The organism is Paraburkholderia sp. J69-1 (assembly GCF_905220255.1).
In the GTDB taxonomy this organism is placed as follows: Bacteria; Pseudomonadota; Gammaproteobacteria; order Burkholderiales; family Burkholderiaceae; genus Paraburkholderia.
The window spans coordinates 1-26,584 of sequence record NZ_CAJMZG010000033.1; the positions used below are offsets into that span (position 1 = coordinate 1).

General features: G+C 58.4%; 23 protein-coding genes. 15 read left to right on the forward strand and 8 right to left on the reverse strand.

Annotation, left to right across the window (positions count from 1 at the left end; translation table 11 throughout):
- The first annotated feature begins 154 nt into the window (after window positions 1–154).
- The 8 genes from U5A67_RS37610 to U5A67_RS37645 all read left to right on the forward strand — a co-directional run bounded on the left by U5A67_RS37610 (window position 155) and on the right by U5A67_RS37645 (window position 9,001).
- Entirely contained in the window at window positions 155–4,702 is a 4,548-nt protein-coding gene (locus U5A67_RS37610; protein WP_321818384.1) for an RHS repeat-associated core domain-containing protein, read from the forward strand.
- A gap of 22 nt (window positions 4,703–4,724) precedes the next feature.
- Window positions 4,725–5,860 (forward strand): IS3 family transposase gene (locus U5A67_RS37615; RefSeq protein ID WP_415768221.1). Its coding sequence is split into 2 segments (ribosomal slippage): window positions 4,725–4,989 and window positions 4,989–5,860, totalling 1,137 coding nucleotides; the frame shifts between segments, so codons are not numbered across the junction.
- Window positions 5,861–6,066: 206 nt separating this feature from the next.
- A complete protein-coding gene (locus U5A67_RS37620) occupies window positions 6,067–6,417 on the forward strand; it encodes a hypothetical protein (protein WP_321818386.1) in 351 nt (116 codons plus the stop codon).
- Window positions 6,418–6,581: 164 nt separating this feature from the next.
- Window positions 6,582–6,797, forward strand: coding sequence for a transposase (locus U5A67_RS37625; protein ID WP_321818387.1), 216 nt, complete (start codon window positions 6,582–6,584; stop codon window positions 6,795–6,797).
- Window positions 6,798–7,053: 256 nt separating this feature from the next.
- Entirely contained in the window at window positions 7,054–7,389 is a 336-nt protein-coding gene (locus U5A67_RS37630) for a hypothetical protein (RefSeq protein WP_321959809.1), read from the forward strand.
- A gap of 683 nt (window positions 7,390–8,072) precedes the next feature.
- A complete protein-coding gene (locus tag U5A67_RS37635) occupies window positions 8,073–8,249 on the forward strand; it encodes a hypothetical protein (RefSeq protein ID WP_321818389.1) in 177 nt (58 codons plus the stop codon).
- A 36-nt stretch (window positions 8,250–8,285) separates the two neighbouring features.
- Complete coding sequence (locus U5A67_RS37640) at window positions 8,286–8,579, forward strand: H-NS histone family protein (RefSeq protein WP_321818390.1); 294 nt, start codon at window positions 8,286–8,288, stop codon at window positions 8,577–8,579.
- A 68-nt stretch (window positions 8,580–8,647) separates the two neighbouring features.
- On the forward strand, window positions 8,648–9,001 hold the full coding sequence (locus U5A67_RS37645) for a hypothetical protein (RefSeq protein WP_321818391.1): 354 nt from the start codon (window positions 8,648–8,650) through the stop codon (window positions 8,999–9,001).
- A gap of 234 nt (window positions 9,002–9,235) precedes the next feature.
- On the opposite strand, the gene U5A67_RS37650 is transcribed toward U5A67_RS37645, so the two are convergent.
- The 7 genes from U5A67_RS37650 to imuA form a co-directional block, all read right to left on the reverse strand.
- Window positions 9,236–9,703, reverse strand: coding sequence for a hypothetical protein (locus U5A67_RS37650; protein WP_321818392.1), 468 nt, complete (start codon window positions 9,701–9,703; stop codon window positions 9,236–9,238).
- A gap of 48 nt (window positions 9,704–9,751) precedes the next feature.
- A complete protein-coding gene (locus tag U5A67_RS37655; RefSeq protein ID WP_321818393.1) occupies window positions 9,752–10,693 on the reverse strand; it encodes a site-specific integrase in 942 nt (313 codons plus the stop codon).
- Window positions 10,694–10,918: 225 nt separating this feature from the next.
- Window positions 10,919–11,227 carry a hypothetical protein gene (locus tag U5A67_RS37660; protein WP_321818394.1) on the reverse strand — a complete coding sequence of 103 codons (309 nt, stop codon included), beginning with the start codon at window positions 11,225–11,227 and terminating at the stop codon, window positions 10,919–10,921.
- 37 nt (window positions 11,228–11,264) lie between these two features.
- A complete protein-coding gene (locus tag U5A67_RS37665; protein ID WP_321818395.1) occupies window positions 11,265–12,185 on the reverse strand; it encodes a DUF72 domain-containing protein in 921 nt (306 codons plus the stop codon).
- Window positions 12,186–12,195: 10 nt separating this feature from the next.
- Window positions 12,196–15,345, reverse strand: a complete 3,150-nt coding sequence (locus U5A67_RS37670; protein WP_321818396.1) for an error-prone DNA polymerase — start codon at window positions 15,343–15,345, stop codon at window positions 12,196–12,198.
- 3 nt (window positions 15,346–15,348) lie between these two features.
- Window positions 15,349–16,824 (reverse strand): DNA polymerase Y family protein, encoded by a 1,476-nt coding sequence (locus U5A67_RS37675; RefSeq protein WP_321818397.1) that lies wholly within the window; start codon window positions 16,822–16,824, stop codon window positions 15,349–15,351.
- Window positions 16,745–17,464 (reverse strand): translesion DNA synthesis-associated protein ImuA, encoded by a 720-nt coding sequence (imuA, locus tag U5A67_RS37680; protein ID WP_321818398.1) that lies wholly within the window; start codon window positions 17,462–17,464, stop codon window positions 16,745–16,747. The genes U5A67_RS37675 and imuA overlap by 80 nt, the downstream gene beginning before the upstream one ends.
- A 198-nt stretch (window positions 17,465–17,662) precedes the next feature.
- Between imuA and U5A67_RS37685 the strand changes: the two genes are divergently transcribed.
- The gene (locus U5A67_RS37685) at window positions 17,663–18,001 is read left to right on the forward strand and encodes a hypothetical protein (protein WP_321818399.1); all 339 of its coding nucleotides are present in this window, start codon (window positions 17,663–17,665) and stop codon (window positions 17,999–18,001) included.
- A gap of 328 nt (window positions 18,002–18,329) precedes the next feature.
- Here the strand turns inward: U5A67_RS37685 and U5A67_RS37690 are convergent, their stop codons facing one another.
- A complete protein-coding gene (locus U5A67_RS37690; RefSeq protein ID WP_321818400.1) occupies window positions 18,330–18,506 on the reverse strand; it encodes a hypothetical protein in 177 nt (58 codons plus the stop codon).
- A gap of 360 nt (window positions 18,507–18,866) precedes the next feature.
- Between U5A67_RS37690 and U5A67_RS40820 the strand changes: the two genes are divergently transcribed.
- From U5A67_RS40820 to U5A67_RS37720, 6 genes are all read left to right on the forward strand, one after another.
- Window positions 18,867–19,283, forward strand: coding sequence for a DDE-type integrase/transposase/recombinase (locus U5A67_RS40820; protein ID WP_415768227.1), 417 nt, complete (start codon window positions 18,867–18,869; stop codon window positions 19,281–19,283).
- Between the two features lie 288 nt (window positions 19,284–19,571).
- Complete coding sequence (locus tag U5A67_RS37700; RefSeq protein WP_321818402.1) at window positions 19,572–20,819, forward strand: porin; 1,248 nt, start codon at window positions 19,572–19,574, stop codon at window positions 20,817–20,819.
- A gap of 85 nt (window positions 20,820–20,904) precedes the next feature.
- Complete coding sequence (locus U5A67_RS37705; protein ID WP_321818403.1) at window positions 20,905–22,353, forward strand: M20 family metallopeptidase; 1,449 nt, start codon at window positions 20,905–20,907, stop codon at window positions 22,351–22,353.
- Between the two features lie 141 nt (window positions 22,354–22,494).
- The gene (locus U5A67_RS37710; protein ID WP_321818404.1) at window positions 22,495–23,436 is read left to right on the forward strand and encodes a LysR family transcriptional regulator; all 942 of its coding nucleotides are present in this window, start codon (window positions 22,495–22,497) and stop codon (window positions 23,434–23,436) included.
- A 49-nt stretch (window positions 23,437–23,485) separates the two neighbouring features.
- Window positions 23,486–24,850, forward strand: a complete 1,365-nt coding sequence (locus U5A67_RS37715; RefSeq protein WP_321818405.1) for an MFS transporter — start codon at window positions 23,486–23,488, stop codon at window positions 24,848–24,850.
- Between the two features lie 36 nt (window positions 24,851–24,886).
- Window positions 24,887–26,269: an L-serine ammonia-lyase gene (locus U5A67_RS37720; protein ID WP_321818406.1), complete on the forward strand. Its 1,383-nt coding sequence runs from the start codon at window positions 24,887–24,889 to the stop codon at window positions 26,267–26,269.
- The last annotated feature ends 315 nt before the right edge of the window (window positions 26,270–26,584 follow it).

Genomic DNA, 26,584 nt, shown 5'->3' on the forward strand with positions numbered 1-26,584 from the left:
GTGCAACGGCCTTATGTTTTTATGACAAAAACATGAATTAAGATTGCTAAGTATGCGATAGAGATATCGACCGAGATAGAACAGCCACGATAAGTATTGGACTGTAAGGCCGGATCTTCAAAAATTAAATCCATCTGGAATGGACGGGGGAAGAATGGGGGTGCCGACTCGACTGGTTGGTTTTTTTCTTCTGTTGAGCTGTCTTGCAGCGTCGCCATCTGGTGAGGCGGTGACTCTTCCTGAAGCGCTCACATCCGCTCATTTTGCTGAGCCTCTCGTAGCAACTGCACCGACCGCCGCAGACGAGGATCAATCGCTTGCGAACGCGATTTCTTCCTCGGACCGCGACCATGCGTCAGCTCTTAACACATTTCTTGCGCAGTATCCGAAGTCGGGATGGGCTGCATCAATTCTGACCAATCAAGGTCTTTCCGCGCTTCATGATGGCCATTTTTCGATTGCAATCGCCAAGTGGAAAGGTGCATGGGAGCTCGGTCGCAAGTCGAATGAGCCGCAAGCTCGGGCGGTGGTGGATCGAGCGGTGGGAGAGCTCTCCAGGCTCTATGTCGCACTTGGTCAGCTTGGCGCAGCAAAGGCATTGCTGAACGACATCGGGGATCGCCCGGTCACCGGCTCGGCAACTGAGTCGATCCAGACAGTCCGCGATACTCTTGCCTTAGTTGGACGTGACAAGGCGCATCTCTACAATTGTGGTCCGACTGCGCTGCGCTATCTGATCCAGACGCTCACTCCCGATGACAAGAGCAGCGCGTTGCTTCCGTTTGCGCCGGTTGGGCCGCAGGGCTTGAGCATGGCCGATCTCATCAGACTGGCCGGATCCAAAGGTTTCGACGCCAAAGTCGTAAAGCGTCAGGAGGGGCAGCCTGTACCGATTCCATCAGTGATTCACTGGAAGTTGGGCCATTACGGTACAGTGACTGCACAGGCTAACGGCCGCTTTCGGATTGAAGATCCGGCGTTCCCCGGCGGCGAACTTTGGGTGACACAGGACGGGCTTGACAGTGAGTCTAGCGGCTATTTTCTGGTAGCCGCAACCCTACCGGGCTCAAGCGTTTGGACGACGGCCTCTGCCTCCGAAATGGCAGAAATCCGTGGAAAGGGGCAGACGAGCGGAACTCAGGCTGGAGCAAGCGGCGCGCGCGACCAAGCCGTCGGTGGTAGCGATCCTAACTGTGGTATGTGCGGCGCTGCGATTCGAGAGTCAACTGTTGGTATCACACTGTCTGATACGCCTGTCGGATATGCTCCGCCGATTGGGCCGGCGGCGATGGTGACCTTGACTTACAACCAGCGTGAGGACAGTCAACCAGCCAACTTTAACTTTTTCAATGTGAGCCCCAAGTGGACGTTGAACTGGCTCTCCTACGTCACCGATGACCCAACGAACCCCGGTGGCAGCGTTTCGCGCTTTTTGCCGGGTGGCGGCGCGTATTCCTATTCGGGGTACAACAGCTCGTCCCAGACATTTTCTCCCGATAGCGATGACGGTTCTGTTTTGGCTCTCACATCGACGTCGCCTGTCGTCTACAAGCGATTGAAACAAGACGGCAGCATCGAGGTATTCAGTCAGTCCGACGGTGCCCTTGCATATCCGCGTCGTGTGTTCTTGACCCAGAAAATCGACCCGCAGGGTAACGCGGTCAACCTCAATTACGATGGCCAGAATCGTCTGGTCGGGCTGACCGACGCCGTGGGCCGGACCACCGGCTTCGCATACGGGATTACTACGTCAACGCAGTGGCTTGTCACAAAAATCACGGATCCGTTCGGTCGCTCTGCCACGCTTGCGTATGACTCCAACGGACGCCTTGTCTCGATCACTGACGTTCTCGGCATTACGTCTGGCTTTACCTATGACTCAAACGGGCTGATCAGCAGCCTCACCACGCCTTACGGCACTTCGACGTTTGCATATACGGCACCCGGAACCAGCGGCGCACCACGCTTTGCCGATATTACGGACCCAATGGGCTTCCATCGACGCGTCGAATGGCTGGAGCCAGCGCCAATCTCGGACAGTGACCCTGCCGCAACGGTGCCTACCGGCATGTCCACGACCAATCAGTATCTGACATATAGAGACAGCTTCTACTGGGATCCTGCGGCCTATGTTGCTGCAGGTTGTACAGTGTCCGGCGGTTGTGACTATACGAAGGCACGCGATACGCACTACCTCCACGTCGCCAACAGCAGCATCAAATCGACAGTACCGGAGAGTGTTAAACAGCCGTTGGAGAACCGGATTTGGTTTAACTATTCAGGCCAGAGTTCCTCCATCTTCACGGGGAGCTATAACATACCTACGATGGCGGGTCGGGTATTGGACGACGGAAGCACGCAGCTTCGTCAATATGCGTATGACACCATGGGCTCGTACAAGCCGACTTTGGCTGTCGATCCTGTGGGTCGAACGACCGGCTACGCTTATGCCAACCACGTTGATCTGGCTGCAATCGCGCAAGGCACTGGATTTGGTTTTCAGACAACGCTGGCCCAGTTTGCATACAACGTCCAGCATCTACCTGTTCTGTCCACTGACGCGGCCGGGCAAACCTCTTCTATCACCTACAACACAGCTGGCCAGGTTATCTCATTGACCAATCCGTTGGCTCAGCAGACACAATATCAGTACAGTACCCGTGGTGACCTAGTTGCGGTTATCAATGCGAATGGCGCCGTCGCAGCGAGCTATACATATGACGCTTTTGATCGGATTGCGACGGCCGCCGACTCTGAGGGCTGGACAGTCTCATATCGCTATGACGCTTTCGATCGGATTACTCGCGTTACTTATCCCGATGGCACGAGCGAGAGCAACACATACCAGAATCTCGACCAGATCACACACACCGACCGTCTGGGTCGGACTTGGACCTATGCGTACGATGCTGATCGTCGCCGAATCTCAGTTGCCGATCCGGCAGGTCAGCTAACGCAATATGCTTACGATCCGTCGGGCAGATTGACAGCGCTGACGGATCCAAAGAGCAACGTAACGCAATGGGCCTATGACGTTCAGGGGCGGTTGCTGACCAAGACTTATCCCGATAACAGTGCAGTCGCGTCCGCTTATGAAACGACGACGAGTCGAGTGAAATCGATTACCGACGCGCTCGGGCAGGTTAAGCAATATACGTACGCTAAAGATGACTTGCCCACCGCGATCACCTACCTGAACGCGGTTAATCCGACCCCTAACGTTAGCTTTACCTATGATCCTTATTTCAGGCGTGTCTCGTCGATGATAGATGGCACCGGGACGACGACCTATTCGTATGTGCCGGTGGGATCCCTCGGCGCCTTGCAGATGCAGCAGGAAACGAATTCACTGCCAGGCGCTTCGATTGTCTATGCCTACGATGCGGTCGGTCGCCTTACCAGCCGCACGGTCAGCGGCATAGCCACAGAAACTTTTGGCTACGACAAAATCGACCGCCTGATCAGTCATGCAAGTGCACTTGGTACTTTTAACTTTACATACTTGGGGCAAACCCACCAGCTTGCTAACCGTTCGCTTGTCGGTTCGACGGTTTCTACTAGTTGGAGTTATCTTGCTAACGTGGGCGATCGGCGTTTGGCTGGCATCGACACAGTTGGTCTTTCATCGGGACAGACAAGCAATTACCGGTACACAACCACACCTGAGAATTTCATTACGTCGGTGTCGGAGACTGAAGATTCGGGAAAAGTTCCTACACCCACGCCAACGTCACAGAACGCTACCTATAACAATCTCAACCAACTCACGACTCTGTCGGGCCAGTCCTTGTCTTGGGATGCGAATGGCAATCTTCTTTCCGATGGTCAACGCACTTACACTTGGGATGCAGAAAATCGATTGATCGGCGTCGGCTATCCCGGGCAGAGTGGCAAAATCACAGCTTTCAGTTACGACGGAATAGGACGGCGCGTCGCGATAACTAGTACTCCAGCAGGAGGGGGCAGTTCTGCAACGACGTTGTACATTTGGTGCGGGCTCTCCCTATGCGAATCAATGAACTCAAACGGCGCAGTGCGTCGCGGCTATTATGCGGAGGGAGAACTGGTCGCAGGAACTCCGATCTACTACGGAGTCGATCAACTGAACAGCGTCCGTAGAGCATTCACAAGTTCGAACAGTGCTCCGGCTTACTCCTATGATCCCAATGGTAATCAGTTAGAGACTACTGCTCAAGTTACGGATTTTAGCTATGCCAGTCTGATAAACGACCAAGAAAGCGGACTATATCTGGCGGCCTTCCGCGCGTACGACCCAGTTGTTGGGCGTTGGTTGTCAAGAGATCCCATTCTAGAGTCGGGCGGGATGAACCTTTATGCCTACGCGAAAGGTAATCCGCTCTCATATGTTGACCCCGATGGTCTGGCTTCATATAGCGGGCAAACTCCGCCATCGAATATTCCTGGCGGACCTTGGAACCCAGCGGGGAGTGGGCAGAAGCCGGGTACATTTTACGGGCCTCCGAAAACCGGCGGTAGAGACATCTGCCGGTACGTTCCAGACGGGAAAAACGGCGGCCCCGCAGGCGCGAACGATAGCTATTGGAAGGCAAAGTCGCCTAACTCTTCGTGGGTTCGCTATGATTTGAATGGTAATCCGATAACTCCGGACGAAGCACAGAGGTGGCCGCGCAAAATCGGACAGCGGGATAAGTGGAATGATCGGGGCCTGAGCCAGCGATAATGCAGGCAAAGGAACCGAGAAAATGACGAAACGAACCCGACGCACGCACTCAGCGGCATTCAAAGCGAAAGTGGCCCTGGCGGCAGTCAAGGGCGAGCGCACGCTGGCCGAACTGGCGCAGCAGTTCGATGTGCATCCGAACCAGATCACGGAATGGAAACGGCAGTTGCAGGAGCGTGCGGCTGACGTGTTCGGTGCGGCCGGCCCGGTGTCGAGCGAGCCACCGGTGGACGTGAAGACCCTGCACGCCAAGATCGGCCAACTCAGCCTGGAAAATGATTTTTTAAGCGGTGCGCTCACCAAGGCGGGATTGCTGAGCGCAAAGCGATGATTGACCGTGGCCATGCGTTGCCGGTGTCGCAGCAAGTCCGGCTTGTTGGTATCGCGAGATCGAGCGCGTATTACCGGGCGCGGCCGCTCAGCGACGACGACCAGCGGTTGATGCGCCGAATCGACGAACTGCATCTGGAGTTCCCATTTGCCGGTGCGCGGATGCTGGCGCGCCTGTTGCGGCGGGAGGGTCACGAAGTCGGCCGTCGCCGCGTGCGTACGCTCATGAAGCGCATGGGTGTGGAGGCGCTGTACTGCAAGCCGAACACGAGTCGACGCAACGCGAAGCACAAGATCTGGCCGTACTTGCTGCGCGGCCTGAAGATCGACCGGGCAAATCAGGCCTGGGCGCTCGACACGACCTATATCCCGATGGCGCGCGGCTTTGTGTATCTGACGGCGGTGGTGGACTGGGCCAGCCGCAAGATCCTCGCGCACCGCGTGGCGATCACGCTGGAGGCCGTGCATGCCGTTGACGCACTGGAAGAAGCGTTCGCCCGCTATGGGCACCCCGACATCGTGAACACGGATCAGGGTAGCCAGTTCACGGCGGGAGCCTTCACCGAGGCGGTGCTGGGCCGAAGCATCCAGCTGTCGATGGACGGCAAAGGCGCCTGGCGCGACAACGTGTTCGTCGAGCGCGTGTGGCGCAGCATCAAGTACGAAGAGATTTATTTGAGAGCCTACGAGTCGGTCAGCCACGCCCGGCGCTCCATTGGCCAATACATTGAGTTGTACAACCGCAAACGTCCTCATTCGAGCCTGGCGGATCAGACGCCCGATGAGGCATACTTCGCGACGCTGCCAGCGATCAAATCGGCAGCATGATCGCCCCGGACGTTCCACTTAAAAATCTCGGGACCCTGTCCGAAGAAGCGGCGCCACCTCTCACACCCTGGAAATCCCATGCCGTCTCAGCCGGAGAATATGCCGCCAGCGCAAACACCTACATCGCCTGGTCTTCCCTGGTGGAGCAAGGCCGGGGTGGGTCTCACATTGTTCTTGATCCCGACCCCAGCTTATTGAGATAAATTATGTCTATTTACGATCATTCTCTGCAAGATGATGACTGGTCCACCGGCATGCTGTACTTCCGGGAGACGTTGCAAGTGCTCATCTTGGACGTTGAAGGGCAATGCGAACGGGTGGGAGGGGGCAACGTGCCCTGGGAACTTAGGCAAGACGCAATTGATTTTGGTGATGCGCTCGTCGAATCGTCGGACGGCAAGCTGGGAGATGAAGTACTGGATGAGATTCGCGCATTAGTTGATGCGTTGAAGGAACTCCCCGAGAGCGCTTATCAGGGCGATGCAGTCACAGCGCTGAATCATCCTCAGTGGAGCGTAGTCAGGCGCATCGCCGCGAAACTTGTAGAGCGCCTCTAACCATTTGCGTGGTTGCAGCGTGCGAGTCTCGTTGGTGCACGGGTTGTCCGCGTGCCGAAGAAGTTGAGGCTCCATGGGCGTTTCCCGACGCTGATACAGGTCGATAACGGGCCAGAATTCTTGAGCCAAGCTCTGGCGCATGGGCATGCAAGCACGGTGCGCGATTGCAGTTCATCCGGCCTGGCAACCCGGTAGAGAATGCGCATATCGAGAGCTTCAACGGACGACTGGGCGAGGAATGTCTGAATCAACGCGCGTTCGTCAACATGGACGACGAACGCAAGCGCATCGAGGCATGGTGGATCGACTACAGCTCGGTCCGGCCGCACAGCGCACTGGGGCAAATAAAGTCGGACCAATTCCGGCAATTGCATCAATAGACATCCGGCGAAATCACTAACTTAATTAAAGCTGGTGCACTCGGCGGAATAAGATCAGAGCCGCGCCTGCAATTCTTTCCTGCATGAAGTCGATTTTTCGTGCACGGTGCGCGATCACAGGGCTACTGGACAGCTGCTCGGAATACACTGTCCGCAGTGACTGAGGTCGCTCGTTTGACCCAACGTTGATACCTAGATCGAAAACCTGCTTAACCTTTTCACCGCTGCGTAAGCGGCAAATTTAATGGAGATTTATATGGACTTGGGACGTTTGTTCCGTGTACTCGACACGGCTGGAGTAATCGGCCCTGATCGGGATTTTTTTAACGGACTCGTCGGGGGGGCATCCGAGATTATGCACGGAAAGGTGACGGATCTACCGCGTGGCCTTGTAGTGCATGTCGCCGGGGGAAACGAAACTGTCGCAAGACAGCGCCTGCAATCGCTGGCTGAGACGCAGCGCCCCGTGACTGCCGCAGCAGGTCAGATCACATGCACGGTGCTTGGCCTCGTTTTGTTCCCTGACGGTTCGCCGCAGGTTCAAATACAGCTGTCGCCGGAGTTTTTCGATTTATATCGCGCCACCGCCTGAAGTGTCCGTATTCCAAGACAAGAAAACTTCTATGTCGAACGCGCAGAATCACCGGATTTATCAACTCGTGAACGGTGCCGCAATTGTGTTGTGTGCGGCCATCTTACTCTCGACAGCAGATAGGCTTTTGAAGCTCTTTGGCGTGTCGTTCTTCGCCAAAAAGAAACGTCAAGCCAACTGATCGGAAAACGGCAATGGTCGGCATCGGAACTGACACATCTAGAGCGTTCGCTGAGCAGTTGTCCGAGATCGGCGAAACCGTTTCTCGTCCAACGTCTTCACCTGCGCTGAGGCTTATCACGCCAAATTGGGAGCGACTCGATCCTCCTTGGTGGCTAGTGCGAGCGGGCGTGCACGCATGCGTTGGAGTAACTGATGACGGTGTCGGTACCTACTGCATCCTCGAGCGGCTCCATGCGAGGTCGTACGTACAGACAGCCTTCGTGCCTGGGGCTGGGGTGGCGTGGCGTATCGAGTGGCGAAACACGGAGCCCAACGGCTCATATACTCATTATTTTGCAGTTGTCCCAGGCGATGATGGCTCGCTCGTACATGAAATCGAGTCTGTACTAACCGCATTCGAAGCATTTTATCGCGGGGAAGGTCTTCCGCGCAGCTTGGAGTGGACGATATATGACATTTGATGTCACCCTAGCAGCACTCAAAAGCGGAATAACGCCTCCATGAATAACTGCACAATTGCCAGCGAGCTGGCGTCGGATGTACAACAGGCGTTGCTCGATGCAGCAAACGAGTTCGATGGCAACGACAAAGCGTTCGCTGCTGTCGTTGATGAGAAGCGAGACCTGATGCGCAAGCTCGCCCACACTGAGTCGAATCTGCGCGGGCGTATGACGTGATCGCGCGCCGGAAAACACACCAATTGGAGGAAAAGAGTGGCAAGTTACCGTGAACTTCTGAAGCAACGCGAGGCGCTGGAAAAGCAAATCGAAGCGGCGAAAGACAAGGAGATCGTTGACGCGATCGAAAAAGTCCGCGCGATCATTGCCGAGTATTCGTTGACGCCCGAACAAGTGTTTGCTCAACCAAAAGGTAAGCGAGGACCGAAGCTGGGACCCAAGCCTGCAAAGTATCGTGATCCAGATTCCGGTGCAACGTGGAGTGGCATGGGCCGCGAGCCACTCTGGATCAAAGGGCAATCGCGCGAGCGATTCCTGATTCAAGACTGACTCAACGGAAAACGGAAAATCAATACCCGGAGAGCGAATATCTTTCGCGTGTCCGAAGCAGAGAAAACATGTCCAACGACGCTAACATTCAGGAATTCGTCGAGCGAATTCTTGCTAGCGGCGACTCCGCAATTATCAGGATGATCGACGCAATCGACGGCGAATATGCGACCAAGCTACGGGCTTATCCGGCTCATTTCCGCGCCGACGTGATCGCTGCCTATCGAGCCGGTCATCGAGTGGAAACGCCCGCCGGGCGTGAAGCCCGCATGCTTGCAACGCTACTTTGCAGCGCTCCGGTGGTGAATACTGAGGGTGTGCGTGCGGCCTTGCCCGTGGATGCGCCCGAGCGGGCTTTAAACGGCACAGCGCTCTCGATGCTATTCATGCAAGTATCAGCGCGCTTCGGTGACCCGTTTTGAACATCTACAAACGTCACCGCATGGTTAATTGAGAGGAATTCCATGCCTGTCCACGTTTCTCCTGGAAACTTCAAGCGCTATATCGAGGCGCGGGTAACGCCGGCGGTAATCGTGAGATTGTGAAACGGGTTCGCGAGCATACGGCGGTGAACTGAGACCGCGGCCCCGAGAGGTCGCGGTAGTTACCTGGCTATGGCACATCCAGCGTGCGGCTCACCGCAGGGATCGACGGCGTCAGACCAGCGCGGCTTTGATCTCCTCCGCAAGTGCTGTCGCCTTCGCGTGGACCGTGTCTACGCGCACGCGGCCGGCAATGAGATTTTCTGAGTCAATCTCGATGCGCTCGACGAGTCGCCCTCGCCGTGCGCGCTCAGGGGACGCGCTGTACCGATTCCCCCGCTGCATGTAATCGTGGATATCCGGGGTAATTGCATATTCAAACGAGCCCGTTTGATCAGTGGCCACGAGTCTGACCACGTCGAGGAGCAGGCCGCGTAAATCGTGATCCAGTAAGCGGTTGAGCACCTGGTCGCGCGCGGCCGCGGAGGTGACTGGATTCACAAAGCTGGTGTCGCACTGCCGCAGCTCGACAATAGCGAGCCAAGGCTGCTGTTGTGTGAAGGCGACGCGATATAGCATTGCATTCGGCCGACCTGTCTCGTCCGGGACGACGATCAGCTGTAGGGGGCTTCGATACGACATAAAAGGCTCCTGGTGGACTCACCGCTCAAGGTAGGCGGTCAATCCAGGTTACGGAGCCGTCGCCAAAGTCAAGCTCTCGCCCGACACTGGAAGCGTAGCGCGTAGACGCACAACCGTGCGTTGGCTGGTGAGTCCCATCAAGCGGCTCACCTCGTCGTTGGAGCGCCCTGCGATCAGCAACCTGCGACCGAACGTATTGCGAAGCACGCGGGGGCTCGTGTCGCCCCCACCATGGCCTTGTGCATCTAACGCTTCCCGAACCGCGCGCCAGAGCGTCTCTTCAGACAACGACCCGCCTGGCCCGCGCAATGGAAACAACAACTCGTCGCCCGGCGCCGCACTGTCTTGTAGCCAGTCATCCAGTAGGTCCGAGGCGAACGGAGCGATCGGCACAATACGCTCCGCGCGTGCGCCGTGCGCGGCAACGACGAAACGAAGTCTGTTTCCCGTTGCGATCACGTGCTCACGCCGTGCCCGCCGGACTTCAGCCGACGTTATGCCGGTCGCAAGGAGCAAAGCGACCGCGGCCCGGTTGCGCGTGGTTCTAGCATCCGTCCGAAGACCGCCTTGCAGCGCCGCCTGCAGACGTATATCCGCGCTCTCGTTGAGATACGCCGGCACTGGCTCTTTTGTCGGCCACGGACTCACGCGAGCGCGAATGGCCGCCGGATTGTCGGTACGCAGGCCAACACCGACCAGATGCCGACATATGCGATCAATGAGCTTCGCATAGCGCAGCACTGTGCTCGTCCCGGCGCGGCAATCACCTGCCAGATCTTCGAGGAAGGCGGCGAACTGGTCCTCCCCAAAGTGAGCAACGTTGGTCCCACGCATTGCGAGGAAGCGCAGAAAACGCTCGAACATCGCCGAGTGCTGAACGATCGAGCGATCGGAGAACGACCTTCCGGTCGCGCCGGTGGCTTCAAGCTTTTGCCATTGCCGAAACGCATCGGACGGCGCGTTAAGCCAGTCGTGGTTACATTCGGTCATGTGAAATATACTGAATAGGAGTACATATGCCTTGAAGGCGAATCTTCGATTCGCGCATCGCGCCTCTAGATAGAGGGCCTTATCCCGTCATTCTGAATCCAAGACTGTTTGATGAAGGTGGCAAAACACGCATCAAAACAGGTATCGTTGGCACGAATTCTGTCGCGGTGGCGCGACCCGGGAGACGACAGCGATCACGTTCGGAGAACGGGCCGTTGATCGCGGCTAACCGGGCTGGGTGGCCGACCCACGCGTGCTGGCGCCAAGCCACGGCATGATCTCGGCACGGCCCTCGAAAGAGGGCGCCTGGAGCCACCCGAGGAAGTCGTTCTCCCAATCGCTCCAGACGACATCCGCCAGGTCAAACTCCTCCTCGATGATGTCCGGGTTGTCGTCACGCAGGTACGCAAAGACGACCTGTCCCGCGTTCCACCATGCGACAACGAACTCGCTTAATCTGGCCACCTGGCCACGGGGCAGATCGCGCAGCAGCATGCCGAGGTTGGCCACGAAATTTTCTTCAATCGATTGCATCGCTCGACTCCGACAAGTCGACCCGTCAGAAACCCATTTACGCACGCGGCAGGTGCCCATCTTGCCCGCCGAGAATTCCCATAAGCGTTCTGGCGTTGCGCTGGCCCTGGTCTTCATAGTTGTTGTTGAAAACGACATGCGTTCGCGCAACAACACCCGCCACTTCAAGAATTCGTGACGATAAATCGGACAACTCATCGTTGTGATAGTCATAGTTGAAGCGATCACTCGCGGCCGTCGCTTCCTTGATATTCCAGGTCTCATGGTTCCGGCCATGCAGCCGCACGACGGCCAACTCTGGATTCGTGATCTCCCAGACAGCGGGTATGCTGTTGGCGCTCCCCTGTGGCTCATCAACGATGACATTGATGAGTCTGCGATCACGCTCTAACGCAAGCGTCGATGGGGCGTGTGCGGTGTCGAACCAGCTTTTGTTCCTGAACTCGACGGCCATTAAAACGCGGCTATCAGCGACATCGGCGCAGTGCTCGACGTGCGCGCGACCCTCCGGCCCGGACGTAATCCACGGGGCGAACTGGAAGTGGACAGCGCCCAGTTTCCCCGCAATGGCAAGCGGAGCAATCGCTTCGAAGTATCGGCGCCAGAGCTCGCTGCGAATGTCCTCCGGGATGTCCTTGTAGTAGAGGTTTTTCTTGCCGTTTTGGGGCAGCGCAGGCTGCATGTCCTTGGGAAACATATCCCGAGGGGTCTGGTGGCCGGTAAAGAGGCGGAAAGCTTTGATGTTGAACGTGAAGCCAGCTGGCGTTCGATCGACCCAGAGCGCAGAATTGCTTGCACTCGGCATCGAGTAATAGCTGGAGTCGACCTCGACGAGCGGGAACTGGCTCGCGTAGAACCGCAGGCGCGCCTCCGCGCTGCTGCATCCAGGCGGGTAAAACCGCTTGCTCTTGATGAGCGTGGGATCAGTCCACGACGCCGTCCCTACACGGATATCCATTTATGTCCCCTCAGCAAAAATCGCGACTCACGGTCCTAAGCTCGCCGAGCAGCGTGCTCATGTCGACGAGCCGATTCGCAACGAGATGGCGCACCTCGCCCTGGCGCTGCCAGACGCCGTAGACAGCGAGCAGGGCAGAGCCGAGTGCTTCGCGCCGAAACCGCTCCAGCACCGATTCCCACACAATGATATTGACGCTCCCGCTTTCATCCTCGAGCGTCATAAACATCACACCGTTCGCCGTGCCCGGTCGTTGCCGGACGGTAACGATCCCGCAGGCGCGGGCGAGCTGACCATTACGATAGCGCATCAGGTCCCCCGAAGCGACGAGGCGCATTTCCGCGAGTTTCGGCCGCAGCAGCGCCAGCGGGTGCCTCCCTAGGGTGAGCCCAATAGCACGATAGTCGCTGACGATCTCCTGGCCTTCCGTCATGGGTGCGAGCGCTGGCGTCTGATCGTCATCCGACGCGTCACGAAGCAGATCACGGTCTGGTACCGCGGCGACGGCTTGCCATAGCGCCGCGCGACGCTCGCCGGCAAGCGAGCACAACGCGTTGGCTGCGGCGAGTACTTCGAGATCGCGACGATCAAGCCGCGCGCGACGTGCCAGGTCGGAGACATCCCTGAATGGGCGCACAGCGCGAGCCATCTCGATTCGGGCCGCCGACTCTTCTTTCAGGCCACGTACGAGCGACATGCCCAGGCGAAGTGGGTCCTGCGTTGTCAGCCCTTCAATGCTGCTGTCCCAGTTGCTGATCGTCACGTCGACCGGGAGCACCCGCACGCCGTGGCGCTTCGCGTCCTGAACGAGCTGGGAGGGGGAGTAGAAGCCCATCGGCTGACTGTTCAGAAGCGCACACGCGAAGACTGTAGGCTCATGGCATTTCAGCCAGGCACTTGCGTAGACCAACAGGGCGAAGCTGGCGGCGTGGCTTTCCGGGAAGCCGTATTCGCCGAAGCCCTGAATCTGGGCGAAGATCTGCTCCGCGAATTCGCGCTCGTAGCCGCGCTCCAGCATTCCGTTGACGATGCGATCGTAGTAGACGCCCAGGCCGCCCTTGCGCCGCCATGCAGCCATCGCCCGCCGCAGCTGATCCGCCTCGCCAGCGGAGAAGCCGGCCGCAAGCATGGCGACCTGCATAACCTGCTCCTGAAAGATCGGAACGCCCAGCGTACGCGCGAGCGCCTGTTCCATCTGCGCACTCGGGAAAGTGACCGGCTCGATACCCTGCCGGCGGCGCAGATAGGGATGCACCATGCCTCCCTGTACCGGGCCGGGACGCACAATCGCCACTTCGACAACGAGGTCGTAAAAGCATCGCGGCTGAAGGCGCGGGAGCATACTCATCTGAGCCCGTGATTCGATCTGGAACACGCCCACGGTGTCGGCGCGGCAGATCATCTCGTAGGTCGCCGGATCCTCCGCCGGAATATCCTGGAGCTCGAAAACCTCACCCCGTTTGTCGGAAATCAGATCGAGCGCTCGGCGGACCGCCGACAGCATCCCCAGCGCAAGTACGTCAATCTTCAGCAGACCGAGCGCCTCGATATCGTCCTTGTCCCACTGGATGATCGAGCGATCCGCCATTGCGGCATTCTCGATAGGCACGAGACGCGAGAGCTTTCCGCGACTGATGACGAAGCCGCCGCTATGTTGCGAGAGATGCCGGGGGAAACCGAGGAGCAGGGCAGCAAAGTTCGCCCATTGCACAATAATCGGTGCCTCCGGGTCGAGCCCTGCCTCCAAGAAACGTTCGAGCAGATCGTCCCGCGAATCAAACCAGTGATGCGCCTTCGCCACGCGGTCGACGATCGCAGGATCGACCCCTAGCGCCTTGCCAGATTCGCGAAGCGCGCTGCGCGGACGATACGTCGTCACCGCGGCCGTCAGCGCGGCCCGGTCACGACCATATTTGCGGTAGATGTACTGCACCACCTCCTCACGCCGCTGGTGCTCGAAGTCCACGTCGATGTCTGGCGGCTCGCCACGCTCCTTGCTGATGAAGCGCTCAAAAAGCATAGAGGAGCGCGCCGGATCGACCTCGGTCACGCCAAGTGCATAACAGACGGCGGAGTTCGCCGCCGACCCACGCCCCTGGCAGAGAATGCCTTCGTTGCGCGCGAAGCGCACAATATCGTAGACGGTCAGGAAGTACGGCTCGTACTTCAGGTCCGATATGAGCGCGAGCTCGTGCTCGATCTGTGCCTGGACTTTGTGGGGAATGCCAGCGGGCCACCTGCGGTGCGCGCCAATGTAGGTCTCCTGCCGTAGATACGCCTCAGGCGTGAATCCCTGCGGCACCAGTTCGTCGGGATACTCGTAACGCGGTTCGTCGAGCGAAAACGTGCAATGGCGCGCGATCGCCACACTTTCGGCAAGCGCACCAGCGGGATACAAATTAGCGAGCCTTAGCCGGGAACGCAGATGCTGCTCAGCGTTTGGCGCGAGATCGTAGCCACAGTCGGCAACCGCACGGCCCACGCGTATCGCGGTCAGCACGTCTTGCAAGGGCTTGCGAGAGCGCACGTGCATGACGGGCGCGCCGGTGGCCACCACTGGCACGCCGTGGCGCGCAGCTGCCTGCTCGATCACGCCACGATGGATGTCGTCCATCGCGTAAGCGTGCAGCGTCAGCGCGACGCGCGCGCGGTCGCCAAAGGTCGCGGCCATCCATTCGACCTGCGCATCGGTGCGCGCTTCTTCGGCAGGGTACTCCGGGCTGAGAATCACGATGCACCCCGGCAATTCTCGCAGGTGTGCCTGTTCAGGTTCAGGATGATCGAGGTCGCGCGTCGCAAGGCGATATGTGCCCTTGTCGGCCCTCATGCGCGCAAGCGTGATCAGCTCGCTGAGATTGCCGTAGCCTTCGCGCGTGGTCGCGAGCGCGGTAAAGCGCAGGGCCTGGGACCCGTCTGCATTCGTCAGTCCGAACTCACTGCCAACGATCAGCGGGATACCCGCTTTTTTTGCCTCGACGTGCGCGCGCACGACGCCAGCGAGTGAGCACTCGTCGGTAATCGCAATCGCCGTGTAGCCAAGCTGTGCCGCGCGCGCGGCCAGATCGTCCGCGTGCGATGCTCCGCGAAGAAAGGAGAAGTTGGAGACGCACTGCAATTCCGCGTAGGCGGGCAATGCGCCAAAAGCATCCGGCGTTGCCATGACCTATCCAAAAAGGCCGTGGAGAAACCATCGTGGCTCGCGCTCGTCGCGACTGCCGACGCGCTCCCGATATATCCAGTAGAACAAATTATTTTCTGCTTCGGCGACGAAGTAGTCTCGCGTGACAGTCTCGCCATCCTGCCAGCCGCACTCGATCCGCTCGCCCGGAGACACCATACGCAAGGGCGTACCGTAGAACGGGCGGTGACCTCGCATGATGAGCTGGATCGGGGCATCGAGAAGCCAGGCCGGACGCGGCAGGTCGCGAGGCACAGACATTCGATCGCGCGATACTTCGCTGGAAGTCGGTACCCAACGAGCGGCTTTCTCAGGCCGATGATCGGCAAGGGGGCTGGCTCGCAGCACGTTCCCGGCACCCAGGCGTGCGACGAGCAGCTCCATCAGCCGCGCGTGATCCTGCGGCGTCCCGCCAGGTTCTGGAAACAACGAATCGCTGGGGGCTTCAGCAGGCCGCACGTCCCGCGCCTCCAGACTCAGTGCGATGACGGGTGCCGCGAGCTCGATTCGCGCGAGTCGCTCCTTCAGCAATCGCACGAGATGTTCTTCGTGCCACGTCGGTTCGCCCAACGCAATCTCAACCTCAGTCGGCGCAATAGCGCAGCGTCCTCGCTCATGCTCAAGGAATAGGGCAAAGCGAGCCACCGCAAGTTGGCGCGCAGCGAGCCACCCCGTCATCTGGAGCGTCATCCGGCGCGCAGCGAAGAGCGTGGCCTCGACGTGCTCAATCCTGTCCGGCAACTCTATGCGGGCCTCGAATGTCGGCGGCATCTCCAGCCATTCGTGCACCTCCGGCGCGACGCCCACTGCTCGATCGATTGTGTCGAGAAGTGCAGTGCCGCATCGCTTTTTAAGACCCGCGCGCGGCAAACGCATAATGTCCGCCAGGGTGGTACAGCCGAGACCATCAAACCACTCTGCGTATCGCCGCGCGGCGGGAACTGCTGTCACTGGCACGCGGGCCAGCGCGCGGCCCTGGCTACGATCAGCCAGCGCTGCACCACCGCCAGTGCGCGCAAGAAGCCAGGCGGCCTCTCCCGTTGTTGCAATTGACGTGACGCACGTCACGCCAAACCGGGCGATCGCGCGACGCATCTGCTGGCGAAGTGCGCGCAGGCCGCCGAACAGGCGCACGCTCGCTGTCACGTCGGCCAGCACGACGTGTTCGTCCGCGATCACGATGTTGGGCGTGAACTGAAGCAGCGCGAATGCCGCCCCTCTCAGGGTCTCCTGTTCTCTTGCGAGATCCCGGTCACGAACGCTGGCGTGCGGCGCAAGCGTTAGCACGCCACCGCGCCGCATCCCGGTGACGATGCCACGCGCAACGGCATTCGTGTCCATGGCCAGTACGCGCTCTTTTTCGAGCACCACGACGCCATCGTCAGACACCGGCGTGTGCCAGGTCGGGCAAAGACTCTCGATAGGCAGGCGCGGCAGATGTACGCCGATCCAGTGATGCATTGCGGTTCAGGAGGACTGGGGAAGGTGACAGGGCAACGAAAATGGGAGCGTCCCGATGCGGTCCCCGGCGTTTGATGAATGAGACGTTTAATCCCGTGCTCAGCGGTTCTAGCCCAATGCGCAGCGGCGCGGGCGATGTGGCGCTGGCCGCGGCCATTGGCCGGAAAAGAAAAAACAACGTTTCGGCTCGTTGTGCCGCTAGATGAAGCCGGCGCAGCGAGTCCGCACGTATTTGCTGTTGCCAGAAAAGAAGCGCTCCCGCTGTGCCAGCGCGAAGGATTTGTTCCGCGGCCCAGAGGGCGTCGGCGGCAGTCCGTGGCGTCACGACATTCACGTTCTCTGTCGAAATTCCACACCACGAGAACGCAACCTGTTGCAGTCGGTGCGGTGGTTGCAGCACGAAGACGGGGCGGCTAGACACAGTAGCTAGCGCACGTTTGAGCAGGCGAAGCTCACCGCATCCCGGCTGGGGATGCATAACTTCCGTCAAAGATCCTGCTGGCCATCCGTTGCCAGGCAACTCCGCGTCGAGCGCGGGATGACCGCTGGCCACCGTCCGGTTGGCATGCGAAGCCAATTGAGACGCGAGCCACAGGTCGGGATGGATTTCCTCCACACGAGGCAACGGCAGCGCAGCCATTTGATCACCTAGATACTGTATATTTGTACAGTATATGGCCACGCCGCGATTGTGCAAAGGCCATGATCGTGAAGTCTGCAGATGCAACGTTCACTTTGACCCGCTTCGCCCACCCCTGACCTCAACTGATTTGTCTTATGATTTCGTGACTCGCAAGAAGCGAGATCTAACTACTAACGCTAAAAGAAAGGGATCCTCATGTACCGTCGAGCGTGCGCCCTTATCGCCATTGCTGCATCGGCCGCATTAGGCGCTTGTGGAAAGCCAGCGGGAGAAGAATTCGTTGGAAAGTGGGCGAATCAAAAGACCAAAGAAACCGTCGAGATCAGCAAGAACGGCGACGGCTTCCTGCTCAAAGACACTACCGTGAATGGCTTTACCGGTCCCATGACGAGCACGGTTCCTGCGACTTACGAAAAAGGTGTAATGCAGGTTGCGACGGGATTTGGAACGATGAACGTCGGCTACGACAGGACTCACGACGTCCTGATCATGCCGACAATGGGTGGCAGCGTTGAGTTGTCGCGCGCGAAATAGGCGCGAGTCGCTCGACAGTCAGCTGCTAACTTCTCGTGAGCACCATCGGAAACACAAAGCATCAGACCCTAAAAATAATTTTTCGGTTGATAATTCTTAATACGTTAAATATAAGTAATACGAAACATTGATTCTGTTTTTCGAAGAGTAGTAAGTATCACGAATTCTGCCTATCCTTGAAGGGGCGAGCAGGCGCGCGGCTGCCTTGCAGCGAGCTTCGGAGGTTAATCCCGATGCGCTGTTCCTTGATAACGTCGATTTTTCGTTCCGTGAGTGATGGCGTTCCCCGCGGCGGTGTCATTTCACTCCCTGTTATTCAACAGGCTGTTCATTCCGTAGCGGGAATCAACCAGACGGCGGTGCAGATAGACCTTTCGACCTTCGGCGAACCGAAACAAGCCAGGTCTCCGAGCACCTGGATGTGCGTCGCGATCTCTTCGACGCCGTCCTCGCAAAAGCCGAGTTCGACACCGTTTGGCAACCGAACATGCAGCGTGAGCGCCATCAACGGTGCCGACACAGACGGTATCGACGGCAGGACTGGCGTAAGTATGTCGGGAACAAATGCCGGTAAAGCATTTGCGATTCCGGCGCTTCTGAGCGTCGGACCAGGAGTCTTGATCGAGGCGCCATCGATTGTCAATGAATCTGGGCCTCGCGAATTGTGCGGGATTTGCGGCTTGTAGTGCGCTCTATACCGGCGTAACTGGCTCGGGTTGACCGTCGTGCGCGATCACGGCGCGCGCAAGCGGTACGCCTTGACTTCAGACATAGTGCGACCATTTCCAGCACAGCATCCTCATTGAATCCACGCCAGCCATTCTGTTTTTGGCAAAGCACGAACTGCTGAAAGCTCGAGAGTTACGTGAAGATACATGGCAAATGGACGCACCGGTACAGAGCGGTAGATCGGGCCTTTTTCAGCGACGTCGTCAAGCGTCAGGGTTGGTCCCGGGAAACAATTACGCTCGATGAGTATGATGCCACGCCCCGGTCCGCGCGTGATATGAAGGTCGATGGCCAGTTTTCTGATAGCACGACAATCAGCTTCTCGAAGTATCTGCACAATTTGATCGGAAAGGACCATCCAGAAATCAAATCGAGGACAAGCGTGGTGCTCGGCGTCAAATGGTTTCGGAATTCCGCGGCGACGATTTCAGGCATCGAGTTCATGCAACGTATACGCGGAGGCAATTCGGTCTCTACGATCTCCGGCTCAATGACACAGCAGCGCCCTCTGCCTAGAATGCCCTCCTATTCAAGTAGCAAGCTATCTATATAAAGCGGCTCAACTGAGCCGACTATTTGCCCCCGCGCCTCCGGGAGATCCTCCAAGCAGGTTCGGCGAAACGCGTGTTCGAATCTTCGCTTCGCGGCCAATCATGTAGCCAATGAACTATCTGCGTGTCAACTCTGCCAATAAAGACAACGCTCGGCGACAACCAGTCATAACAAAACAGCATACCCCCAAGAAAATTTGATTTGCCCGGTCAATATTGGGAAGAGAACCTGTGCATGTGAATTCCGCACATCGCACACACGCAATACGACAGCGTCTACCGACGATCGTGTGGATCACCCCGAGCCACCCGACTACACACGATCTGACCTCATGAAGAATACGCTGTTGGCGCCAATCGCGGTGCTCTACTGTTGTCTGCCGGTTTGCTCGCAAGCGCAGGATCTCAGTATCCCGTTCGATGAAAATGCCGTCAAAAGCCAGTATCAGGCAGTTCTGGCGCCGATCGCAATCGGAGTTGGTCCGGCGGCTTTCGGCGTGGCATTGGGACAGAGCTTCGTCACGCTCTATGGCAGTGCCGATCTCGCCGTCAATTACGTGAACGCCGGGGGAAAGTCGATCGTTCGCGAACAGAGCGGTAATGTGTGGACATCGAAGATCGGCTTTTACGGGCAGGAGGATCTGGGGGGGCGATGGACCGCATTCTTCCGGCTTGAGTCGGGCTTTTCTGCGAACAATGGAGCCGAGCAAGACACGAGTTCGTTCTTCAATCGAGGTTCGTTTGTCGGCTTGAGCAATCCGGACTACGGCCAGTTGTCGCTGGGTCGGCAATACACGTCGCTTGGAACGGCCGTGCTAGGCGCCGACTCGTTCTACGTGAATGCACACGATGCGGTGTTCGCGTATCTCGCGGGTGCGTCCGATCTCGGCGCTGGCGCGACGACCGATGGCTACACGCGGCTAAACAATACTATCCGCTATGCCACGCCGCGAATCGGGGGGCTGCAGGCCGACGTCAGCTACACGTTCAAATCGGATCAGTCGATCGGACCGGCTGTGCACGCACGCACCGCATCCATCAGCTATGCAGGCTTCGGATCATCGATGTATCTCTCCTACGGCCAGACATGGTGCGATCCCGCTGTCTCCGGCAGTTGCACTGGAACCCCGAGTGTTGCTGCAGCGACGCGTACCGACAACTACGTCGCGAGCGTGATTCACGATTTCGGTTCGGTGGTCGGTCAGGCTGCCTATTTGCGCACCGCCCCTAAACGCGCGGGCGATGGCATTGCGAATCTCTATATCGTCGGAGCGCAGAAGATGTGGCGAGGTAATCTGTTACGCGCATCGGTTGGCTTCCGCGACACGACTATCGAACAGGACTACGCGTACGGCACGACGCTCGGGATCGATCACTTTCTGTCGAAACGTACTGCGGTCTATGCGCGCGTCGGTCTCGTGAAAAACGGGCCGAAGTCAAACCTCACTTACGACTACGATTCGACATCCAGTTCGACGCTCGTCGGTGATGGGCATTCAGTCACAAGCGTGACGCTCGGCATGTATACGAATTTCTAACCGGGTTTCGTCCCGCGACCGAACGCTGCACATACCAACCATGACGCGGCACGACACAGCGACAATCTATGAAGGAGCACAAGAGATGCAGCAGAAGATGCAACAGACCAACACGGATCGCTTCATCGATACGCAGGCTCACCACTACATTCAGCTATCGGACAGAATCTGGGAGTACGCCGAGCTCGGCTTTTCCGAGTTCAACTCAGCCGCCGCGCACATCGAATATCTGGAGCAGGCGGGCTTTTCGGTGTCGCGCGGCGTGGCCGACATTCCGACTGCGTTCATTGCAGAAGCGGGATGCGGCGGCCCGGTCATCGGCATACTTGGCGAATTCGACGCGCTGTCGGGGTTGAGCCAGGAGAGCCAACTACTCGAATGTCGCACATCGAGCGAGATTCTCAACGGAAACGGACATGGCTGCGGACATCATTTGTTAGGAACCAGCGCGCATTTCGCGGCCGTCGCCATAAAAGATTTTCTCGAGCGCGAAGGGCTACCGGGGACCGTGCGCTTCTATGGTTGCCCCGCCGAAGAAGGCGGCTACGGCAAAACCTTCATGGTGCGCGATGGCTTGTTCGACGACCTCGATGCCGCGCTCACCTGGCACCCGGGCGTTATGAACGCTATCATGAATGTCAACGCGCTGGCCGTGAAACAAGTCTATTTCCGCTTCACCGGTATTTCGGCGCACGCGGGGGCATCGCCGCATCTTGGCCGCAGCGCGCTGGATGCGCTGGAGCTGATGAATGTCGGCGTCAACTTCTTGCGAGAGCATATGCTGCCTGATGCCCGCATTCACTACGCGATCACGAACGCTGGCGGCACCGCTCCGAACGTCGTGCAGGCGAACTCTGAAGTGCTCTACATGATTCGCGCGCCGCAAAACCGGCTCGTTAACGAACTGTATGAGCGTGTCGAGGCCATTGCGAAAGGTGCGGCGATGATGACCGGTTGCAGCGTAGACATGCGTTTCGACTCGGCATGCTCGAACATTTTGCTGAACACGCCGCTCAATGAATTGATGCACAGGAATCTGGAACGGCTCGGCGCGCCTGCGTATGACAACACCGACCTTTCGTTCGCCGACGCGATGCAGCGAACGACGCGTCCCGAGGAGATCGAGATGGCAGGCCGCATGCTGACCGACGCATGGCGCAACCCGAAGCCTATATTCGATCGGATCGACCGCTTCGAGCCGGCCGCCGCTATGACAATACATGGCTCGACCGATGTCGGCGACGTCAGTTGGGTCACGCCGACCGCGCAGTTCATGACATCGTGCTTCGCATTCGGGACGTCAATGCATTCGTGGCAGTGGGTTTCGCAGGGCAAGAGTTCGATCGCGCACAAGGGCATGGTGCTGGCAGCCAAAACGATTGCATCGACGGCAATCGATCTGTTCCGAGATCCGTCGCTGATCGAGGCAGCGCAGAAGGAGCTTGAATTGCGCCGTCGCGGCGAGCAGTACGTCAGCCCGATTCCTGCGGATGTGAAACCCCCGATCGCAGGCCGTAGCCTTTCAGTTGGATAAATTGCTTCCGACCGTCGCAATCGGCAGCCGAATCGTCCCGCCGCGATTTTTGTCGAGCTATGCTCTTTTTCTATAGCTTGATACAAATGCGGCGCCCTCGTTGTCGAGTCGAGGCCGCCGCTCATCGATTGTCGGAGACGAATGAAACTGAAGCATCTTCAGGCGCTACAAGCGGTAGCGGAGTCGGGCAGCATTCAGGAGGCGTCGCGCAAGCTTTGCCTGACGCAACCAGCAGTGAGCCGTACGATCCGCGAGTTCGAAGGTGAGCTCGGTATTCCACTGTTGATTCGCACGGCGCGCGGGGCCACACTCACTGATTACGCGACTCAGATCATCAAGCGGGCGCGCGCAATCGATCGCGAAGTCAGCCGCATCTACGAAGATGTGGAAGCGACGCGCGGCATCTTCAATGGACGTCTTTCGATCGGCCTGACGGCGCCGACGGCGACAGCCGCGCTTGTCGAAACCATCGCCGAGTTTGCGAACGCGCGACCCAACGTGCAGTTGAAGATCATCGAACTGCGCACACAGCAGATCGAAGAAGGTTTGCGCGACGGCTCGATCGACATTGGCGTGTTGACGCATTTCAGCGACAACGACGTGTTCCCGTACGGCAACGAAATGCTATATCAGGCGAATATGATGTTGTCGATCAGCGACCGCTACAAGGGTCCAGTCGAACTGACGATTGCCGAGCTGCAACAGCTGCCGTGGCTGACTTTCGATCTGATACTCGACAGCAACAGCTTTCTGACCACGCTATTCGAATCGCAGGGATTGGCTATGCCGGAGCGGATCATACGTAGTTCTTCGGCGATGATGTACATGGGACTCGCGCGACGGCTTGGCGCGATCGGGATCTGGAACGAAGCGGCCAGTCCATTTCTGCAGAAGTTCTTCGATGACGGCACGATGCGCCGTATCGACGTGAAAGAGCCGATGCCGAGCATGAGCGTGCGGCTCGCCTATGCAGACCGCGATTTGATGACGGCACCGGCGCGTGATTTCGCACTGTGGTTGCGCAACCGAATTGAAGCGGACCGGTTGATTTTCGATCCGCAGGACAGCATCTTCGGCTCTTGAAGTATCAGCTATAAGAGAATGGCATAGTCCCAAGAAAAGAGACTTTGTCATGCCGTTTCTGGCCAGAGAGTATCGCAATATCGAACTACTTTCTGGAGCGTTCCACGTGCATACGAGTCTGTCCGAATCTACCGTCACACGGCCTGCGGCGGGTTCCGCCGAAGACCGTGTCCCGTCGCCTGTCACATTGATTTTTGCCACGGCGCTCGGCAACGGGCTCGAAGTGTTTGATTTCACCGTCTTCAGCTTTTTCGCGAGCTATGTCGGCAGCGCGTTCTTTCCGGCCAAAGACCCGCTCGTGTCGCTGTTGCTCGCGGTGGGCACCTTTGCTGCGGGATTTTTCGCCCGGCCGCTCGGCGCGATGCTGATCGGCGGTTTGGCTGACCGCGTCGGCCGCCGCGCGGCGATGACGCTGAGCATCTGGCTGATGGCGGCAGGTACGGCCGCGATCGGCCTTTGTCCTACTTACGCGACGCTCGGCGTGGCTGCTCCGCTGATCGTGCTGTGCGGACGATTGCTGCAAGGTTTTGCCGCAGGTGGCGAAATTGGTGCGTCGACGACCTATCTGATGGAGTCGGGCGCGCAACGGCAGCGCGGCTCCATGGTCGGCTGGCAGGGTGTGAGCCAGGGCGCGGCGGCGATTCTAGGCGCGCTGTGCGGCCTGCTGCTGAGCCGTCTGATGGACCCGCAGACGCTGTCTTCGTGGGGATGGCGTTTGCCATTTCTAATCGGGCTGCTGATCGCTCCCGTTGGTTACTACATTCGCCGCCATCTTCCGGAGCGCCACGCTGCCGCCAGTGCAAACGCGCATGCGAGCCCGATCCGCCTGCTCGTCACGCAGCATCCGAAGCAACTTGCCACCGCCGTACTGGTAATTCTCAGCCAGACCGTCACGATGTACGTGCTCGTGTACTTCGTGCCGAGTTATTTGAGTCGCGTGATGGACTATCCCGCGTCAACGGGTTTTACCGCAGCGATTTCGTCGTCACTTGCGATTGCCATCGCTTCGTTTGCAGGCGGCCGGATCGCCGATCGCGTCACGCGGCGCAAACCGCTGGTCTTCGCGACGACAACGCTCATCCTGATCTTGTGCTTGCCTTCATTCTGGCTGCTGATGCATGTGCCAAACGTGTACGCGGTCGCAGCCGTTTGCGCGACGATCTCGGCGTTGTTGGGGTTGGGCAGCGTAGCGAGCACAGTACTGATCATCGAGATGTTCCCGGCGACGGTGCGTGCGAGTGGCTTCTCGATTGCCTACGCGATCGGCGTCACGTTATTCGGCGGCACCGCGCAGTTCGTGACGACATCGCTAATCGTGAAGACTGGCAGTCCGCTCGCGGCCGGCTATTACGTGTTCGCGTGCCTTGTTGTGACCTGGTTGACAGTGTGGCGTCTGCGTGAACGGAGCGTCTGACATGCTATATCGATTTCTTGTTTCAGGGGCATCTGAATGACGGCATCGCTTAGCGTTTTCGATATTTTCAAAATCGGTTTGGGACCGTCGAGTTCGCATACCGTGGGTCCGATGCGCGCTGCGTTGCGATTTGCCGGTGAACTGCTCGAGCATGATTTGCTGCCGCAGGTGGCGTCTATTCGCGTCGATCTGCATGGCTCGCTGGGTTCGACCGGGCGAGGTCACGCAACCGACGATGGGGTTCTACTGGGCCTGCTCGGCGAAGCGCCCGATACGGTCGACCCCGATCATGCGCGCGCACTGCTAGTCACGGTAAGGCGCGACCGCTCGCTGAATTTGCTCAGACGACACAGCGTGTCGTTCGATCCGGCGCGCGACATCCGGTTTCTGTCACGGCGTCTGCCATTTCATGCGAATGGTCTAACACTCAGTGCATTCGATGCTCACAACACCTTGCTGTATAGCGCGACGTTTTATTCGACGGGCGGCGGTTTTATCGTTCGCGAAGGCGAAACGCTCGGCCACTCGAGCACAATGGCGATACCGTTTCCGTTCGATTCGGGCGACGCATTACTCGCCCGATCCCGCGAAAGCGGGCTGTCGATCGCAGGGCTCGCATTTGCGAATGAGTGCGCCCGCATTGACGCGGCCACGGTGCGCGCAGGTCTGCTGCGTATCTGGGACGCGATGCGGCAATGCGTGCAGCGCGGCTGCGAGGGGCCACGCGAATCTGACGACGTCGTACTGCCTCAGTCGGGCATCTCACGCCGGGCTCCCGCGCTGTACCGCGCTCTTGCCTCGCGCAATGCTACCGCCGACGCGATGTTCGACCGAATGGACTGGCTGAACCTGTTTGCGATGGCCGTCAACGAAGAGAACGCAGCAGGCGGGCGAGTCGTGACGGCACCGACGAATGGAGCAAGCGGTATCGTGCCGGCCGTGCTGAACTACTACGTGCGCTTTATCGAACGATCCAACGACGACGGTATCTGCGAGTTTCTGCTGACGGCAGGGGCGATCGGCATGCTGTACAAGTTGAAAGCTTCGATATCGGGGGCGGAAGTGGGGTGTCAGGGCGAAGTCGGGGTTGCGTCGTCAATGGCGGCTGGTGCGCTGGCCGCGGTGTTGGGTGGCACGCCGGAGCAGGTCGAGCACGCCGCGGAGATCGGGATGGAACACAATCTCGGGCTAACCTGCGATCCCGTAGGTGGACTGGTGCAGATTCCATGCATCGAGCGCAATGCGATAGGTGCAGTCAAGGCGGTGAATGCCGCCCGTATGGCGCTCAACGGTGATGGCCGCCATCACGTTTCGCTCGACTCGGTAATTCGTACTATGGCGCAAACCGGTGCAGACATGAAGGCGAAATACAAGGAAACCGCGCTCGGTGGCCTCGCAGTGAATGTCGTGCTCTGCTGAATGTATATTTCGGATTCGGGGTCTTTTGTGGTGGATCGAGACACCCGGACTGCGGCTAAGAGGGGTAATCGTCGTTATCGCGCAAAATCTGGCGGTTTCTCATAGGAGCCTTTAGCAGCACTGCTCGGAGGGCGATGCAAACGACTATCGGCAGGCTTGGCGTCGACCTGCGATATGCTAGTCGCCTACGATTTCGAATCACCTTTCGTGGGGAAGCAAGCCATGCCACGCTTGGCATTTCGCATTGTGGGTAAAGGCCGCGTGCCTGCTGCGCGTATCGGATCGATCTCTAACGCTACTACGCGCTGACGGGCA

Coding starts and splice junctions, on each gene's coding strand:
- U5A67_RS37630 (WP_321959809.1), top strand. CDS start 7,054: ATGGACTTGGGACGTTTGTTCCGTGTACTCGACACGGCTGGAGTAATC.
- U5A67_RS37650 (WP_321818392.1), bottom strand. CDS start 9,703: ATGTCGTATCGAAGCCCCCTACAGCTGATCGTCGTCCCGGACGAGACA.
- U5A67_RS37690 (WP_321818400.1), bottom strand. CDS start 18,506: ATGGCGCTCACGCTGCATGTTCGGTTGCCAAACGGTGTCGAACTCGGC.
- U5A67_RS37660 (WP_321818394.1), bottom strand. CDS start 11,227: ATGCAATCGATTGAAGAAAATTTCGTGGCCAACCTCGGCATGCTGCTG.
- U5A67_RS37655 (WP_321818393.1), bottom strand. CDS start 10,693: ATGACCGAATGTAACCACGACTGGCTTAACGCGCCGTCCGATGCGTTT.
- U5A67_RS37620 (WP_321818386.1), top strand. CDS start 6,067: ATGTCTATTTACGATCATTCTCTGCAAGATGATGACTGGTCCACCGGC.
- U5A67_RS37610 (WP_321818384.1), top strand. CDS start 155: ATGGGGGTGCCGACTCGACTGGTTGGTTTTTTTCTTCTGTTGAGCTGT.
- U5A67_RS37720 (WP_321818406.1), top strand. CDS start 24,887: ATGACGGCATCGCTTAGCGTTTTCGATATTTTCAAAATCGGTTTGGGA.
- U5A67_RS37635 (WP_321818389.1), top strand. CDS start 8,073: ATGAATAACTGCACAATTGCCAGCGAGCTGGCGTCGGATGTACAACAG.
- U5A67_RS37685 (WP_321818399.1), top strand. CDS start 17,663: ATGTACCGTCGAGCGTGCGCCCTTATCGCCATTGCTGCATCGGCCGCA.
- imuA (WP_321818398.1), bottom strand. CDS start 17,464: ATGGCTGCGCTGCCGTTGCCTCGTGTGGAGGAAATCCATCCCGACCTG.
- U5A67_RS37665 (WP_321818395.1), bottom strand. CDS start 12,185: ATGGATATCCGTGTAGGGACGGCGTCGTGGACTGATCCCACGCTCATC.
- U5A67_RS37675 (WP_321818397.1), bottom strand. CDS start 16,824: ATGCATCACTGGATCGGCGTACATCTGCCGCGCCTGCCTATCGAGAGT.
- U5A67_RS37670 (WP_321818396.1), bottom strand. CDS start 15,345: ATGGCAACGCCGGATGCTTTTGGCGCATTGCCCGCCTACGCGGAATTG.
- U5A67_RS37705 (WP_321818403.1), top strand. CDS start 20,905: ATGCAGCAGAAGATGCAACAGACCAACACGGATCGCTTCATCGATACG.
- U5A67_RS37710 (WP_321818404.1), top strand. CDS start 22,495: ATGAAACTGAAGCATCTTCAGGCGCTACAAGCGGTAGCGGAGTCGGGC.
- U5A67_RS37645 (WP_321818391.1), top strand. CDS start 8,648: ATGTCCAACGACGCTAACATTCAGGAATTCGTCGAGCGAATTCTTGCT.
- U5A67_RS37715 (WP_321818405.1), top strand. CDS start 23,486: ATGCCGTTTCTGGCCAGAGAGTATCGCAATATCGAACTACTTTCTGGA.